Consider the following 14966-nt stretch of genomic DNA (forward strand, 5'->3'; position numbering starts at 1 on the left):
CTTTTATTATATTTTTGACTTGCCTAACCACTAGTTCATTAAGCTTTTTTAAGTGTATTGGCATTAACCTTCAGCTTAGCCAACGCATAAACATTAAGCACTAACATTAACCAAAAACCACTAGCGGGCATAAGGCTCACTCCGACAATAGACCCTATTGTAGCGACAATAACAAATGCTCGGCTAAGGTTTACATGCTGTTGCCAAAACTGAATCACGATCAGCAACAACGGCCATGCGAATAACATAAACCATACTGCGGCAGAGCCCAATAGAAAATTTGGCCCGACTACATTTATCCAGCCTTGCTGCCAAATATCAATGAATACGGAATAAAAAAGCAATACGCCAACAAACAGATGGCCGAGGCTAATAAACAGTAGAACGCGCGCGTAATGATGTTGGGTCATTTTTTAATTTCCTTTTATTGAATGGACGAAGGCGTTTATCCAAGTTAGCTGAGACTTTAATGCGGGTTTAAAAGGTAAGTATCGGAATGTAATCCATTTAAGTGCACGCATCACCGGCTGCTGGCTATGCGCTACTTTCCCGACGTACAAGCTTTTTAGCTTCATATTCGCTACACGTTTATCTCTTTTTTTGACTAGACTAGCTAATACATCCGCTGGATTTTCTATGAATAGCTGTGCCAGTACGGCGCCATCTTCCATGGCAATCGCTGCGCCCTGACCTAAATTTGGGGTCATGGCGTGCGCAGCATCGCCTATCGCAATGAAGCGACCATGACCCCAATTTATATCTCTCTCCTGTAGGGGGTGAGACAACCAAACTGTTTCGGCAAAGTTAATAGCTGATAGATCGGGAACTTCGGGTATTTTTGAGAGTATCCAAGCTTGGCGTTGTTTATCGCTGTAGTGCGCACTATTTATTGTGCGTTCATCGACCACGTGAAATAGGTAAGCTTGAGTTTGGCTGATTGGCCCAAACCCGATGCGCTGTTCATCAAACCAATGCTCACGAAAGGTGTTAATGGGTTCGTTTAAAGAAACAATGGCGCGCCAGCACCAAAGCTGGGTTGAGGTAATGATTGGCTTGGCATGTAAGTCGCTGTTGATTCCAGCGCAATTGACGGCATAGGCCCCTGATATAGTCTCGCCATTCGCCAATTTAACAGTGACACCATGCGCTTGTATTTCCACATGAGTGATGACAGAGCTTAACTTGATATGGGTGTCAGGAATGTTAGCAAGTAAGGCACTTTGTAAAACCGCTCGATGTACACAAACTGCCTCCATTCCTAGCTGCTTAATATTCACCGTGCCATGCGCTGAGTGATACCCCATGGCCATGTGATCAATGAGTTCACCGTCTAATAAGTGCTCTAACGATAACTGCCTAAGAATCGCTAAGCTGTTGTTTTGCAACAAGATACCCGCACCTACTTCAGTGAGCTTTTCGGCTGCCTCCAGCACCACATACAGCTTACCGCTTCTCTGCAAGTAGTTTGCGAGTGTTAGCCCTGCAATTCCAGCCCCTATAATTATGATCATCTGATATTCCTGAATACTATTTACTTAACCTTAATATGAGCGTGCTCAATGAGCAAGCTCATATTTTAAACTTACCAGAAATGTCATACACTATGGTCAAAGTTATACAGGCAATGAATCAACGATGAATCGTGAGCAACAAAAACAGATCACTCGAGAGAAAATCTTACTGACATCCGCTCGGTTGTTTCAGGAGGTTGGCTACAACAAGGTATCAACACGCTTAATCGCCAAAGAAGCAGGCGTGGCCATTGGTACTGTATTTGCGCATTTTGAAGATAAGAAAACACTGACGATGGCGCTGTTTCACCATAAGTTAGACGCAATCATTGAAGGACTTTTCCAAGAAGCCTCAACACAACCAACCGGTTTAGAGTTCTTTCTAAGTTACGCCAATGGGCTTTATGATTTTTATAATGAAGACCGTGCGTTTTCAATTGCACTGTTACAAAGTTCGTTTTTCGATGTCGCCTACTTTGAGCAACAAGTCAGCATGTTTATTGCCCTAATAGCCGATAAACTAAAAACGGATTATCCTAAACTAAACGGTGATCAACACCTTGCCTTGGCCAAATCTTTCTTCGGCTTCTACTTTTTTCAGCTGATGTTGGGGCTTAAAAACCCAAACACCCGGCCTCAAGAATGGCTGCAAGGCTTAAGAGTAGACTGTGAGATGTTGCTAAGTACGGTAAAGTAGCGCCTACCATTGTATTTCTTAGGGAGTATTACTCATAGTGGATAAGCCAGTTTTAGATAACGCTAAAGCTATTTGGAATTACTTCCAAGGTTTTAATAGTGAAACCTCACCCGAGGTGATCGTTGTTTGCTGTTCTTACGATCTTAGAGTCTGCGACTATGCCTGTGACTTACTATCAAGGGTCGACGCCGATGTTATTATTTTCAGCGGCAACACAGGTAATTGGACTCGAGATTTATGGAATAAGCCTGAAGCAGAGATTTTTAAAGACAGAGCGATAGAACTAGGCATTGATGCGTCCAAAATAGTCACCGAGGTAAAATCAACCAACTTGGGTGAAAATATCAGTTTCACTCAAAATCTTTTCGACCATGACGCTAACCTTAGCTACGTTTCCAAAGCCAATACACTGCTTAGAATTAAACTCACTCTAGCCAAGCAATTAGGCATTGAGGCTAGTTTTTCTGCCCCTACATTCAACTTCCCTAACGAGGTATCCGATGTGATTGGGGTCGAAGGGCTCATCAACGAAATGGTCGGCGATATCAATAGAATAATTCACTACCCAGCACTTGGCTTTCAGGTGACGCATGAGTTGCCTTTAGCGGTAAAAGACGCTTACCAGTTTTTATTGGCTAATGGGTTTGATGAACATATCGCCAATTAGTCTTCTAGCAATTCGACAAGTTCTAAATAGGCATTCATGCCCGTAGTTTCATACAGCAGATGGGCAAACTCAATTGCATTAAGCTGGTCAGATTTCTGTCCTGGCCGGTTGATTAGGTCTTTCTTGTCGGCGCCATTTAACAACAAAAACTCTATTACCTTGTCATGCTTTAGCAATATCGCTTCATGCAGAGGTGACATGCCTGCGTGCTGGTGGTCATCGATATCACAGCCGTTGTCGATCATCACTTGCATGGCGGTCAGTACATTTTCGTTGTTAAAATCAGGTTCGCCATATAGCGCCATTAACCAACTTAAATGTGGCATGTAAGGCTCTGAAGGTGTCGCGCAAGTTTTGAATGCATAATCACCCAGAGGTGACTTTCCTATGGCAAAGTCGTAAAGCACAACCGCTTCATAAAAAGCCAGTTGCTCGGAGCTGAAGTCGTTGATCATTTGTTCAATTTCTAACGTGTCATCGGCAACGCTGACGGCGGTTGCAATCACGCAAGAAATAAAGAGTAAGTAGCCCCTAGTTTTTAAGCGGTTATCATCCATTAAATTGCTTATCCTTGTTTTAATCTTCTAACTTGCCAGAGATAAAATCTAACTTAGGGACACGAAAGCGCATGGCAACCCAGGCCGCTAATAACTTGACCATAAATGAAAGAGTATGGGTTTTAGGGTTTGGCACATCATCTGATAACACAACGCCTTCAGGCCGGCTTCGTGTCATCGTTCGCATTTCCAGTGGCGGTAAGTTTTCAGTAGGCCAAAGCAAGCCATAAATACTTAACCAATGACCATCAGAAAACTCCAAAAACATCGGGGTATTGCAACAACTCGCAATCACTCGACGTGTTTTGGAGTCTTCGTTTAGGGTGAGTGATTTTAACTTGTCTTGACCCGCTAGAAATTCAACTCGGTCTTTTCTATACATAACAAAGCCAGTCGAGTGATTGGGTTTAAGAATAGTCGGCGCACCCTTTCGGTGTTGTAGTAGAGCTCCTGCCTTTTGGCAGTCGGTGCACAAACATTCAACACTCATTATAGGCTGGCTAATGACGGAGATCGACACGGTGCCGCATTGGCAGTTTAGATTCTGTTTGGTCATCGTAATGTGCCTTTATTGTTATTCTTCTTACCATGTTAAGCGGCAAGTTTAATAGAGATTTGGTACTAAAACCGCAACAACGCGCCAATAAAAATAGGTTGTTGCGGTGACTGCATTAACGATTACTTCTTTAAGACCTGATCGAACAATGACCCCAGTGTATTCGCGGGCTCTTGTTTTTGCTGCTGTTTCGGGCGAGCTTGAGTTCGACCGCCACCGTTATTTTGCTGACGTTGGCCGCCTCGACTAGAACCTGCTTGTTCGTGCTCGCTGGCTTCATCATCTAAGCGCATCGACAATGCAATGCGTTTACGCTCTGGGTCTACATCCATCACCTTCACTTTCACAATGTCGCCGGCTTTCACGACTTTCGAAGGGTCCTCAACAAAGGTATGGCTTAACGCTGAGATATGCACCAAGCCGTCTTGATGAACGCCAACATCAACAAAGGCACCAAAGTGAGTCACGTTGGTCACCACGCCTTCAAGGGTCATATTGGGGCGCAGGTCGCTGATTTTTTCAACACCGTCTTGGAAGGTGGCGGTTTTGAATTCTGGTCGAGGATCACGGCCAGGTTTATCTAGCTCTTTGATGATGTCGGTAACGGTTGGTAAACCAAAGGTGTCATCAATAAAGTCGGCAGCGCTGACTGTTTTTAAGAAGGCGGTATCACCAATGACATCGTTAACGGCTTTTTGGTGGCTATCAACAATGCGCTTAACCACTGAATAGGCTTCAGGGTGCACGCCTGAGCGATCGAGCGGATTCTTACCATTCATAATACGTAAGAAACCGGCTGCTTGCTCGAAGGCTTTCGGACCCAGACGCGGTACATCTTTCAATTGTTTACGCTCAACAAAAGCGCCGTTGGCGTCTCGAAAGGCGACAATATTGGACGCAATGGTTTGGTTTAAGCCAGAGACCCGAGCCAATAGCGGTGCCGATGCGGTGTTTAAATCTACCCCAACACCGTTTACGCAATCTTCTACTACGGAGTCGAGTTGGCGTGCCAATGCCACTTGCGAGACATCGTGCTGATATTGGCCAACGCCAATAGATTTAGGATCAATTTTCACTAGCTCTGCAAGCGGATCTTGTAAGCGGTGTGCAATAGATACCGCACCGCGAATGGTGACATCCAAATCAGGGTACTCTTTAGCCGCGTACTCGGAAGCGGAGTAAATAGACGCACCCGATTCATTCACCACCACCGGCTGGGCTTTAATTTGAGGGTATTTTTTGATCATGTCTTTAACGAAACGTTCGGTTTCTCGGCTCGCAGTTCCATTACCAATCGCAATCAGCTCTACGTTGTATTTTGCACACAGCGCTGCCAAAATTTGCTCTGACTCTATGGTTTTATTTTGCGGCTGAGTCGGATAAATAGCACAGTGGTCAAGCACCTTTCCGGTGGCGTCGACTACGGCGACTTTAACACCGGTACGTAAACCTGGGTCTAAACCGATAGTCGCTTTCGGGCCGGCAGGGGCTGCTAATAGCAAGTCTTTCAAATTTTTCGCGAAAACATCGATAGCCGATTGCTCAGCTTCTTCACGCACACGGCCGAATAAATCGGTTTCAATGTGGGTTAATAATTTAATGCGCCATGTCCACCGGCAAACGTCTAATAGCCATTTATCGGCTGGGCGGCTTTGGTCTTCAATGCCAAACTGCTCTGCCACCATGAGTGCGCCCACACCGGCAGTGCGCGGATCTTCGTTTGGCATCACCAAACTCACCTGTAAAAAACCTTCATTGCGACCTCGGTACATGGCTAACGCGCGGTGGCTAGGTACTTTGCAGATGAGTTCATCGTGTTCAAAATAATCTCGGAACTTTTCGGCTTCGCGTTCTTTTCCTTCAATCACACGCGCTTGCATTTCACCGTATTGCCACATATGTTCTCGCAGCTTTTTCAACAAACTGGCGTCTTCTGCGAAGCGCTCCATAAGAATATAACGCGCGCCATCTAACGCTGCTTTGCTGTCATTGATGTCTTTTTCAGCGTTTAGGAAGCCAGCGGCTTGTGTTTCAGGGTCGAGCGAGGGATCCGCAAAGAGCATATCAGCGAGAGGTTCTAAGCCTGCTTCTTTGGCGATTTCTCCCTTGGTGCGGCGCTTCTTCTTATAAGGCAGATATAAATCTTCGAGTTCGGTTTTTGTTTCCGAGGTTAAGATCGCTTTTTTAAGTTCATCGGTTAACTTGCCCTGCTCTTCGATGCTGGCCAGAATTGAACTGCGCCGATCATCCATTTCACGCAAGTAACGCAAACGATCTTCAAGGTTACGAAGCTGAGTATCATCGAGACCGCCAGTCACTTCTTTACGATATCGAGAGATAAACGGCACCGTTGCCCCCTCGTCTAACAAAGCGACGGCGGCCGCTACTTGGCGGTCATGTACATTTAACTCTTTGGCGATTTTTTGTTCGATGATACTCATAACGTTCCTAAACCGGTGACAAAATAAAACAATGACGCATCATTGTGAAAAACAGGGCACTTTGCAAGCCCTGATACATTTACTAACTCTATGATTTTAATAGATTATTCGTACTGTGACGCGATGCCATTTTAAACCATCTTTGGCAAAATAACCGACACAATTAAACCGATGAAAAATAGCCCGCTAAAGGATTTATTATGGTCAAAGGCGAAAGCGACTAAATACAGTGGCCACACACCTTCGGGCAGCGAGCTTGGTTTTTCGGTAGGCCGCGGGACTAAGAACATTTTGCTGTTTTTCAAAAATTTCGGAAATGCGAGCCAGACCAATAACAGCGCCCAATGCAATTGCCCCAAAACCACCGCCAAGGTGATTAAGCTGTATTGTGCCGCCCAAGCTAAAATGGTGGCATAACGACTATGTTGTTCACCTAAGATCACTGGCAAGGTATAAACGCCTTTACGCCTATCTTCGAGTAACTTGTCGGTATGTTTGCCGAAAAGCACCGTAGTTGGGCCTAAACCGTAAACGATAGACAACCACAAAATACTGCTACTGTATTGCCCTGATACGACATAAGCCGCCCCGCACACCATAAGCGGTCCCCATACTAGCCAAACCGTAGGTTCGCCTAAACCAATGTATTTTAACGGCCAAGTATAAAACAGCACAAAGAAAGCGCCCGCCAGCATGAAGTATAGGGTCACCATGTCTGTGCGTATGATCAGAGCGATGCCACAGGCAATGGCGGCTGCACCCGTTAGAGCAAAATAAGTTAACAGGGCCCGCTCAGTTAATAAGCCCGACTCTAGCGCTTGCGGACCATATTGGGTTCTAAAGTAATTGTCTTTGTCGATGCCCTTTTTCGAATCAGTCCAGTCATTTAGAAGGTTGTTTGTTGCATGAGCCAAAACTAACCCAAGCACAACCAACAAGGCATTAAGCCCATTAAATTGTTCAAACTGCAATGCAGCAACCAGGCCGATACCTGCTGAAAACAAGGTCATTACGAATACTGCAGAGCGAGTGGCAACAAACCAGCGCTTAACCAGGCCCATGGCTTGCCAGTCTTGGCTGTCTAGACGTGGAATCTTAGTTAAAACTTCAGACCAAGTTGGGATCATGTTTACTCTCCGTGTTAAATAAAAGGTTCAATATCGACTGATTTAACGCGATTCTAAAACAAATAGCACGTCTAACGATAAATAGGCACCTGATTCAAGACTTTCGGCCTTGATCAACAATGAAGCGGTCGTATAAACTGTGATCAATGTCACACGGATGTAGTTACTTGAAACTTTCTTATCAACGCGGTTTTACCCTTATTGAGTTAGTCACGGTCATCGTGATTTTAGCCGTTCTTAGCGCGTTCGCCTTGCCTCGTTTTGCTAATCTGCAACAAAATTCAAGGCTTGCTGTGCTGCAAGGCATACAAGGCTCTATGCGTTCGGCGATTGCAATTACACGGGTTAATGCACACGCCAGTGGGCTTACTGTTCTACCAAATAACCCTGGAAATGCGGCTCAAAGCTCTCATGTTATCCAAATGGAAGGCTTTTCTGTAGAAGTCGATTGGCGCAACCTATGCCCTGAAAGTGCTGGAGAGCTTGGTGATGCAAAAGACATGTACCACTTTATTAGCCTAACTGAAGATAATTTGTCTCAAAGCAATATTCACACGCTTAGCAGTAATATTCAGCTTTGGTACAACAATCAATATACGGTGGTTGGTTATAATATTCCAAGCAACGCTAGCCGAGGTCCGGGCTGCTACATTTTATACGATTCATTCGGTGACCCCCAATGTACTCTCGAGATGTTCACGAGCGATTGCTAATTACTCGGCGCTAAGCTGAGCGATGCTCTGTTTATCTAAATAATGGCGATAAACTCACGCCAATCACCAACAAGGTCATGTATATGCATCCTAAAAAGGGGTTGGCATGATACTAAATTCGCTCTAACCAAACAGTATAAAATTCAGCAAAAAACTGCCAACCTAGTATCAAAATTTTGACTTTAAATGCGCAGAAAGCACGTAATCGGCATAAAGTACGCGGTTTTTTCATTTTTTGCGGGTTACACTATTGTCTTTTTTACAGCCTCTGCAATACTCGGCGCACTTTTTGAAAACACCATACACAGTAAGGAATAGACACATGGCTAAAAAAACAACAGCAGTCAAAGAGCGGTACACTAAAACTCAAATTTTGGCTGAAATCGCCGAGAACACAGAGCTGAGCAAAAAAGACGTTGCTGCAGTCATCGATGAACTTGCTGATGTTATTGAGCGCCATATTCGTAAGCGTTCTTGTGGTGAATTCGTGCTTCCTGGTTTATTAAAAATTCAAACCGTTAAAAAGCCGGCTCGTAAAGCTCGTCCAGGTGTGAACCCGTTCACGGGTGAAGAGATCATGATTGCGGCTAAACCTGCCTCTACCGCGGTTAAAGTTCGTCCATTAAAAAGACTTAAAGAAATGGCTGAGTAACTCAGTTTTATCTTGGTTTTTAGCGCTTGGTCTTCCGCGCTTGCTAATAACCACTGATTAAATTGAATTACACTTAATAAAGGCGTGCCGCCTAACGCACGCCTTTATCGTCATAAATGCACTGAAACCCCAGCGGTATCTAGCACCTCTTGCTACGAGTCGGTTCAGCGCCCTATTGGAGAAAACTAATAAATCTCCTCCCTTTCTCAATAACTCAACAGTGATCACTTTAAATGCTGCGAATATAAGCTAAACTGAGCAGCTTGTGCGTTTATAAACTGACGACACATTAATAGATCAACCCGCCACAAATGTGGCATTCAATATTTACAGGAGCAACGAATTTATGCGTCTTTTGACTAAATTTGGCATCACCACCATGTTCGCGGGTGCGGTATTAAGTGGCTGTACAACCCTTGAAGCCTATTCGGGCGAGTCTCAAATCAGCGGCGCATCAAAAGGTGCTATAGCCGGTGGTTTAATTGGCGCCGTCATTGGTGCTGCAACCTCTCCTAAAGAAGACCGCATGAAAAGAGCAATTATTGGTGCAGGTATTGGTGGCGTTGCTGGCGGCGGCGTGGGCTTGTACATGGACAAGCAAGAAGAAAAGCTTCGTACAGAATTAGTTGGTTCTGGTGTTCAGGTTAAACGTACTGAAGAAGGCCAGATTGAATTGGTTATGCCTGGGAACATCACCTTTGATGTTAGCAGCAGCGACGTTGCTAGTAGTTTCTTACCAACGCTAAAGTCTGTCGCAAAAGTTCTTGCTGAGTACGATGACACCTTAGTGACAATTTCAGGCCACACAGACAGTACAGGTAGTGACTCTTACAATCAGTTGTTATCAGAACAACGCGCGACCTCTGTTGCCAATATCATCCTTGAGCAAGGTATAGTTGTAGAGCGTATTGCCGCTCTTGGTAACGGTGAATCAATGCCAATTGCCGACAACAACACAACGGAAGGCCGAGCACAAAACCGTCGAGTAGAAATCACCCTAGACGCAATTGTTGCTCAATAGCACCTATAGTTCACACGTGGCAGCTTATAAACTGCCCCGTGTGTTGTCTTGTTTTAACTTCGCGCACTCAACATAAAGCGGTGTACGCATCACAATATAGGTAGCTTGTGGAACTAATCGGATACTTCGCTGCCTTGGGTGCAGCAACATGCTGGGCCTTTGGTAGTATGCTATCTGTCGGCCCTGTTCGCCAACTCGGGCCCATTCCTTTTAATGCACTTCGCATGTTAATGGTTGCCTCTTTTTTAACCTTGTTCTTAGTTGTGACTAACCGCTGGAATATGCCTGCGACTGAAGATTTAGGCACTCTATTTTTGTCGGGATTCATCGGTATTTTTCTAGGCGACACCCTGTTATTTACGGCCGTTAAGATTCTTGGGCCTCGTATGGCTGGGTTACTGTTCGCATGTAACGCGCCCATCAGCTTTGCATTTGGAGCATGGCTACTCGGAGAACAGTATGTCTGGTTAAACGTTGTGGGCGTAATAGGTGTTATGGGTGGTGTGTTTCTTGCCATTGCGGGCCGCAGTAAAGCAGGAGGTCATCAATGGGAACAAACTCTCGGTCACTCCAGCTTAGGAATTTTGGCTGGCTTTGGCGCGGCATTCTGCCAATCTATGGGTACGCTACTCATTTATAAAATCATGAAAGCTGGGCAAGACCCTATTTTTGCAACAATGTTGCGAGTTTGGGTCGCGGTTATATTCCTCTCGTTAACGGTTCTCAGTGTAAAATCACTGGGCGGTATTGGTATTTATCGCCAACTCACCAAGCGAACGGTAAGACAAATATTTATTAGTGGCTTTTTAGGAATGGGCGTCGGTATGAGCCTATTGCTTTGGGGCGTAAATTTAGCATCGTTGGGTATTGTGTCTATTTTGTCTGCAACCACCCCAATTATTTTGCTACCTTTAGTTTGGTTCTTCACTAAAGAGCGACCATCGAGAACGTCTTTTATAGCTGCAGCTATCGTCGTGGTTGGTACTTCACTAATTTTTGTGGCTAGTTAAATGCAAAGTAAATTCCTTAACGCATTACGGCGCTGGTATTTCTTAGCCCGGCCTCTTTATTGGCTATCAGCACTGTGCTTATTGGCCACCCTAGCTTGGCCGGTCATCCAACCTGAGATGGATACTTTATATTGGTTTTCCGCTTTATCAGTCTCCGCGTTTTTAATGGCGAGTGCCGCTATTCTAGATATATCCCATCAACACGGGCAGCCAAAAGCGGGCCTATCGGGTTGGTTCTTAAAATTATGGAATCAATTTATGTTTTGGATATGGTTTGCAACCAGCGCAGCCTTGTTGATTTTCTTAATTAAAATTCTAGCTTATATGCAGTCTCATTGATTAGATTCCACAAATTGAAAGCCACCCTTACCTAGTCGCTTAATAGCGTACATGGCCTGATCGGCACTGTGCATTAATCGGTCTAAGCTTTCACCTTGCTCTGGAAAGCGTGCCGCACCTATACTGGCCGATACCATTAACTTGTGCTGTTCAACTACGATAGGTTCTTGAATGACGACTAACAACCGTTCGAGAAACCCTCGTACAGCACCTTTTTTTGCAAAACTGTCAATGATGAGCACAAATTCATCACCACCGACTCGGGCTGCAAAGTCATGGGCTCGTAGTGCTTTTTGAATTCGCCGACTGATAATAATTAAAACCTCATCTCCGACGCGGTGACCGTAGCGATCGTTCACTGGCTTAAAGCCATCAAGATCAATATAAACGAGGTGGAAGTTGCGTTTTTCTTGTCGAGACTTAATGATTTGTGCGCTTATAAAGTTATCGAGCGATTGCCGGTTAGGTAAACTAGTCAATGAATCATGATAGGCCATATGTTCAATACGCTGCTGGGCGCTTTCAATTTCTTTTTTCTCAATATTCAAAATTTTATTAAGTTGTCGCACTGTTTCGTGACTTTGGATATTGCTGACCGCAATTGAGATAAACTTTGTCACCGCCTCAAGCAGCTGTATCTCTTCATCTGCGAATGCAAAGGGTATAGGTGATTGTATTGAGAACACACCACTGACTTCTTTTTCTTGAATAAGAGGGAAAAATAACATTGTTCTAGGTTTGGTTGGGCTACCTCCGGTTGTTTGAAAGCCTTTACTTACTTGGGCATCATTTATTACCACTACTTGGCGAGTTTTCATCGCATTGACCATGTTACTACCAGGTTCATCATAGGAGATATCTGGATTAAATATGTGTACATTTTGATCAATAATAAACTGAAATTTTAAGCATTGCGCATGGTTATTGGTCGTCACTAAAGACAAGAAGTGTATATTTAGTTTATTACTAAATATTCTAAATAGACGTTCGCCGAGTACCTTATAGTCTAAAGTTGATGCTAGCTGTTGTGCAATCTCATTCAAAAACTCCAAACGTTCTTGAGCTTTTTTTAACGCCTGGTTCTCTTGATCGAGTAATTTTTTCTGAAACTGATCTTTGACTTGCTGGCGTTTAATTCGACGGACTTCTAAAAAGCTTTGCCCTTGCCTTTCGCTAGAGTGTTTCATGGCTGACACCAATAAATGCAAGGTTCGGGCATTATTCTTTACATCACCCGCTAATTCATAAACGTATGAGAGTTGCTCGAGTGCGCGCACATTCTGAGGCGATCTTTTGCGCGGCTTAATGATCGCCAAACCATCTTCCAAGGAACTAATTGAGTGACTTATCTCACCATTACTCACGAGTAGTTTTGATAATTCAATGTAAGGCACCACGGCATCGGCACCCAGTGAACTCAAATCAGGATGGCGTATGACACTAATCAGTAGGGTTTTTGATTCATCTAAACGACCTTGCAATCGACGCAGCCGACCTAGAACCTCTTGGCAGCGTAAAATAAACGAGGCATATTCAATTGAAATAGCTAAGTCATTCGCTTTATTCAAAAATGTTTCGGCTTGCTCAAACTGCATAATTTCAAGAAAGATACGAGCTCGTAAAAGATATATCTCGACTAAATTATCATCTGAAATTTCGGTCTCTAATTGATCAATTTCATCTAATTGCTCGCTAGCAGATTCGATATCATCCATATCAAAAAATACTTGCGACATATTTATCAACGGCGGGACTAGGCGAGGAGTATCGTTATTTTCTCGAGCATACTCAGAGGTTAGTTCATAATGGTCGAGCGCTTGGCCATATCGGCCATTCGCATGGTTAACCATACCCAACGCATTATTAACTCTAGATGCGTTTAAATAGTATTTGTAATTATTGGCTAGGCTTAACGTTTCTGTCAGTTCATCAAAAGAAGCGCTAAAATAACCCTGATACATTAGGCATAAACCACGAAAATAGCGCGCAGTCGAGTGCGGCTCGCTTTCAGGCGGCGTGCTGGTAATGACGCGATCAGCATACTGAATAGCCTCAGAAGGATCACGGATCATTAATTCCCAGCTTAACTTGAGCCACTCTTTAGTTTGAACATCCAGTTCCGACATTAAGTACCTAATCTCTGCATTACGTCTAAAAAATCACAATTGTGTTAACTATTTAAGCACATAGTGTAGACAATTATTATAACTAGCTCTCATTCTTGAGTGATAAGACAGTTTTTTATCAATTCGAACTAGTTTTCGAGTAAAAACGTCACTGGTCCGTCATTTTGAAGATGTACTTGCATGTCTGCGCCAAAAACACCGGTCTGTGTCCCGGCATGCAAGGTTTTGATATGAGCCACGACGCGTTCAAATAGCTCACGACCTTGCTCTGGAGGGGCCGCACCAGAAAAACCTGGCCTGAGACCCTTGTGTGTATCAGCTGACAACGTAAATTGGGACACCAACAAAAGCTCACCATTAATTTGCTGAACATTTAGGTTCATTTTATTGTCTTCATCGGCGAAAACTCGGTACTTCAAGATACGCTCAGCCAACACCTCAACACTGTGCTCAGTATCATGCGCATCGATACCTACCAGCACGAGCAAGCCCTGTGAGATGGCACCGACAACTTGGTTATCTATTTCGACCCTAGCCTGCGCAACTCGTTGGATCAAAGCCTTCATGCTTCGGTCTCCGGTGAGCCTAGTTGCTTTGCAAATTCGTTGGTGACCGTGATCAGTGCATCGAGCATGGCGTCATCAAACGCGGAGTGACCACCTTCTCTAATGATTTTAAGCTCGGCTAATGGCCAGTGCTCCGCTAATGTATAAGCCTGCTCTGGCGGGCAAACCATATCGTATCGCCCATGGACGATATGCGCCGGAATATCGGCAATAATGTCAATATTGTCGATTATTTGATTGGCTTCTAAAAAACATTTATTGCGAAAGTAATGGCTTGATATACTTGCGAGCGCCAAAGCAACATGAGTGGCGGTGTAATAGTCATTTGAGCTTTGATTAGGGCGAAAGGAGCTATTTGCTGCCTCCCATCGGGCCCAAGCTTTGGCTGCTGATACACGACCAAGTTCATTGTCGCTTTGCAATATTTGGAAATACTGCTCAACAATATCTGCTTTGGCTTCTGGTTTTATGGGTGCAAGAAAACGATGCCATTCTTCCGGGAAAAAACGCCCAGCTCCCTCGCGATACAACCAGTCTAAGTCTTGCTGTCGACCTAAAAAAACACCGCGTAAAATTAGTCCACAAACCTGTTTGGGGTGTTTTTGCGCATACAAGAGCGCTAATGTCGCGCCAAAACTGCCACCAAATAAGACCCAGCGGGTAATACCAAAGTGCTGGCGAATTGCCTCCATGTCAGCCAATAGGTTGTCTGTCGTGTTATGTTCGATACTGGCATGGGGTGTCGAACGACCAGCGCCACGTTGATCGAAGACAATAATATGGTAACGTTCTGGATCAAAAAAACGGCGCATTTTATCAGAGCAGCCTGCGCCTGGCCCGCCGTGTATCACCAATACAGGGATACCTGTTTGCGTACCCGAACATTCTAAATAGAGTTCATGACCATCTGAAACTGACAGCGCAGTGGTCATATAAGGTCTTATTTCAGGAAACAGCGTTTTCATGTGTGGCCTCCGATTGAC

Annotated in this window: 16 protein-coding genes; 7 read left to right on the top strand and 9 right to left on the bottom strand. The window is 44.5% G+C overall.

Annotation, left to right across the window (positions count from 1 at the left end; translation table 11 throughout):
* Nucleotides 1-38: 38 nt before the first annotated feature.
* A complete protein-coding gene (locus tag ACI882_RS09505; RefSeq protein WP_411745584.1) occupies nucleotides 39-410 on the bottom strand; it encodes a DUF6463 family protein in 372 nt (123 codons plus the stop codon).
* Nucleotides 411-413: 3 nt separating this feature from the next.
* Nucleotides 414-1511 (bottom strand): FAD-dependent monooxygenase, encoded by a 1098-nt coding sequence (locus tag ACI882_RS09510; protein WP_411745583.1) that lies wholly within the window; start codon nucleotides 1509-1511, stop codon nucleotides 414-416.
* A 124-nt stretch (nucleotides 1512-1635) separates the two neighbouring features.
* Here ACI882_RS09510 and ACI882_RS09515 point away from each other — a divergent pair, with 124 nt between their 5' ends.
* Both ACI882_RS09515 and ACI882_RS09520 read left to right on the top strand, forming a co-directional pair.
* Nucleotides 1636-2208: a TetR/AcrR family transcriptional regulator gene (locus ACI882_RS09515; RefSeq protein WP_411745582.1), complete on the top strand. Its 573-nt coding sequence runs from the start codon at nucleotides 1636-1638 to the stop codon at nucleotides 2206-2208.
* A gap of 37 nt (nucleotides 2209-2245) precedes the next feature.
* Complete coding sequence (locus tag ACI882_RS09520) at nucleotides 2246-2875, top strand: YdcF family protein (RefSeq protein WP_411745581.1); 630 nt, start codon at nucleotides 2246-2248, stop codon at nucleotides 2873-2875.
* Here ACI882_RS09520 and ACI882_RS09525 read toward each other — a convergent pair.
* The 4 genes from ACI882_RS09525 to ACI882_RS09540 form a co-directional block, all read right to left on the bottom strand.
* Nucleotides 2872-3432 (bottom strand): hypothetical protein, encoded by a 561-nt coding sequence (locus ACI882_RS09525; protein ID WP_411745580.1) that lies wholly within the window; start codon nucleotides 3430-3432, stop codon nucleotides 2872-2874. The genes ACI882_RS09520 and ACI882_RS09525 overlap by 4 nt on opposite strands.
* A gap of 19 nt (nucleotides 3433-3451) precedes the next feature.
* Complete coding sequence (locus ACI882_RS09530; protein ID WP_411745579.1) at nucleotides 3452-3988, bottom strand: GFA family protein; 537 nt, start codon at nucleotides 3986-3988, stop codon at nucleotides 3452-3454.
* A gap of 122 nt (nucleotides 3989-4110) precedes the next feature.
* Nucleotides 4111-6429 carry a Tex family protein gene (locus tag ACI882_RS09535; RefSeq protein WP_411744839.1) on the bottom strand — a complete coding sequence of 773 codons (2319 nt, stop codon included), beginning with the start codon at nucleotides 6427-6429 and terminating at the stop codon, nucleotides 4111-4113.
* A gap of 131 nt (nucleotides 6430-6560) precedes the next feature.
* Complete coding sequence (locus ACI882_RS09540; protein ID WP_411744838.1) at nucleotides 6561-7556, bottom strand: prenyltransferase; 996 nt, start codon at nucleotides 7554-7556, stop codon at nucleotides 6561-6563.
* Between the two features lie 167 nt (nucleotides 7557-7723).
* Here ACI882_RS09540 and ACI882_RS09545 point away from each other — a divergent pair, with 167 nt between their 5' ends.
* From ACI882_RS09545 to ACI882_RS09565, 5 genes are all read left to right on the top strand, one after another.
* On the top strand, nucleotides 7724-8269 hold the full coding sequence (locus ACI882_RS09545; protein WP_411744837.1) for a Tfp pilus assembly protein FimT/FimU: 546 nt from the start codon (nucleotides 7724-7726) through the stop codon (nucleotides 8267-8269).
* 322 nt (nucleotides 8270-8591) lie between these two features.
* Nucleotides 8592-8921 carry an HU family DNA-binding protein gene (locus ACI882_RS09550; RefSeq protein WP_411744836.1) on the top strand — a complete coding sequence of 110 codons (330 nt, stop codon included), beginning with the start codon at nucleotides 8592-8594 and terminating at the stop codon, nucleotides 8919-8921.
* Between the two features lie 346 nt (nucleotides 8922-9267).
* On the top strand, nucleotides 9268-9942 hold the full coding sequence (locus ACI882_RS09555) for an OmpA family protein (RefSeq protein WP_411744835.1): 675 nt from the start codon (nucleotides 9268-9270) through the stop codon (nucleotides 9940-9942).
* Between the two features lie 107 nt (nucleotides 9943-10049).
* Nucleotides 10050-10952 carry a DMT family transporter gene (locus ACI882_RS09560; protein WP_411744834.1) on the top strand — a complete coding sequence of 301 codons (903 nt, stop codon included), beginning with the start codon at nucleotides 10050-10052 and terminating at the stop codon, nucleotides 10950-10952.
* Nucleotides 10953-11291, top strand: coding sequence for a hypothetical protein (locus ACI882_RS09565; protein WP_411744833.1), 339 nt, complete (start codon nucleotides 10953-10955; stop codon nucleotides 11289-11291).
* Here ACI882_RS09565 and ACI882_RS09570 read toward each other — a convergent pair.
* The 3 genes from ACI882_RS09570 to pip form a co-directional block, all read right to left on the bottom strand.
* Nucleotides 11285-13417, bottom strand: coding sequence for a diguanylate cyclase (locus ACI882_RS09570; RefSeq protein WP_411744832.1), 2133 nt, complete (start codon nucleotides 13415-13417; stop codon nucleotides 11285-11287). The genes ACI882_RS09565 and ACI882_RS09570 overlap by 7 nt on opposite strands.
* A 128-nt stretch (nucleotides 13418-13545) precedes the next feature.
* Nucleotides 13546-13983, bottom strand: a complete 438-nt coding sequence (gene dtd, locus ACI882_RS09575) for a D-aminoacyl-tRNA deacylase (RefSeq protein WP_411744831.1) — start codon at nucleotides 13981-13983, stop codon at nucleotides 13546-13548.
* The gene (gene pip / locus ACI882_RS09580; protein WP_411744830.1) at nucleotides 13980-14948 is read right to left on the bottom strand and encodes a prolyl aminopeptidase; all 969 of its coding nucleotides are present in this window, start codon (nucleotides 14946-14948) and stop codon (nucleotides 13980-13982) included. Before pip ends, dtd begins: the two co-directional genes overlap by 4 nt.
* Nucleotides 14949-14966 lie beyond the last annotated feature (18 nt).

The organism is Reinekea sp., assembly GCF_046710285.1.
Lineage (GTDB): Bacteria > Pseudomonadota > Gammaproteobacteria > Pseudomonadales > Natronospirillaceae > Reinekea.

Coding starts and splice junctions, on each gene's coding strand:
- ACI882_RS09505 (WP_411745584.1), bottom strand. CDS start 410: ATGACCCAACATCATTACGCGCGCGTTCTACTGTTTATTAGCCTCGGC.
- ACI882_RS09510 (WP_411745583.1), bottom strand. CDS start 1,511: ATGATCATAATTATAGGGGCTGGAATTGCAGGGCTAACACTCGCAAAC.
- ACI882_RS09515 (WP_411745582.1), top strand. CDS start 1,636: ATGAATCGTGAGCAACAAAAACAGATCACTCGAGAGAAAATCTTACTG.
- ACI882_RS09525 (WP_411745580.1), bottom strand. CDS start 3,432: ATGGATGATAACCGCTTAAAAACTAGGGGCTACTTACTCTTTATTTCT.
- ACI882_RS09530 (WP_411745579.1), bottom strand. CDS start 3,988: ATGACCAAACAGAATCTAAACTGCCAATGCGGCACCGTGTCGATCTCC.
- ACI882_RS09535 (WP_411744839.1), bottom strand. CDS start 6,429: ATGAGTATCATCGAACAAAAAATCGCCAAAGAGTTAAATGTACATGAC.
- ACI882_RS09540 (WP_411744838.1), bottom strand. CDS start 7,556: ATGATCCCAACTTGGTCTGAAGTTTTAACTAAGATTCCACGTCTAGAC.
- ACI882_RS09550 (WP_411744836.1), top strand. CDS start 8,592: ATGGCTAAAAAAACAACAGCAGTCAAAGAGCGGTACACTAAAACTCAA.
- ACI882_RS09555 (WP_411744835.1), top strand. CDS start 9,268: ATGCGTCTTTTGACTAAATTTGGCATCACCACCATGTTCGCGGGTGCG.
- ACI882_RS09565 (WP_411744833.1), top strand. CDS start 10,953: ATGCAAAGTAAATTCCTTAACGCATTACGGCGCTGGTATTTCTTAGCC.
- ACI882_RS09570 (WP_411744832.1), bottom strand. CDS start 13,417: ATGTCGGAACTGGATGTTCAAACTAAAGAGTGGCTCAAGTTAAGCTGG.
- dtd (WP_411744831.1), bottom strand. CDS start 13,983: ATGAAGGCTTTGATCCAACGAGTTGCGCAGGCTAGGGTCGAAATAGAT.
- pip (WP_411744830.1), bottom strand. CDS start 14,948: ATGAAAACGCTGTTTCCTGAAATAAGACCTTATATGACCACTGCGCTG.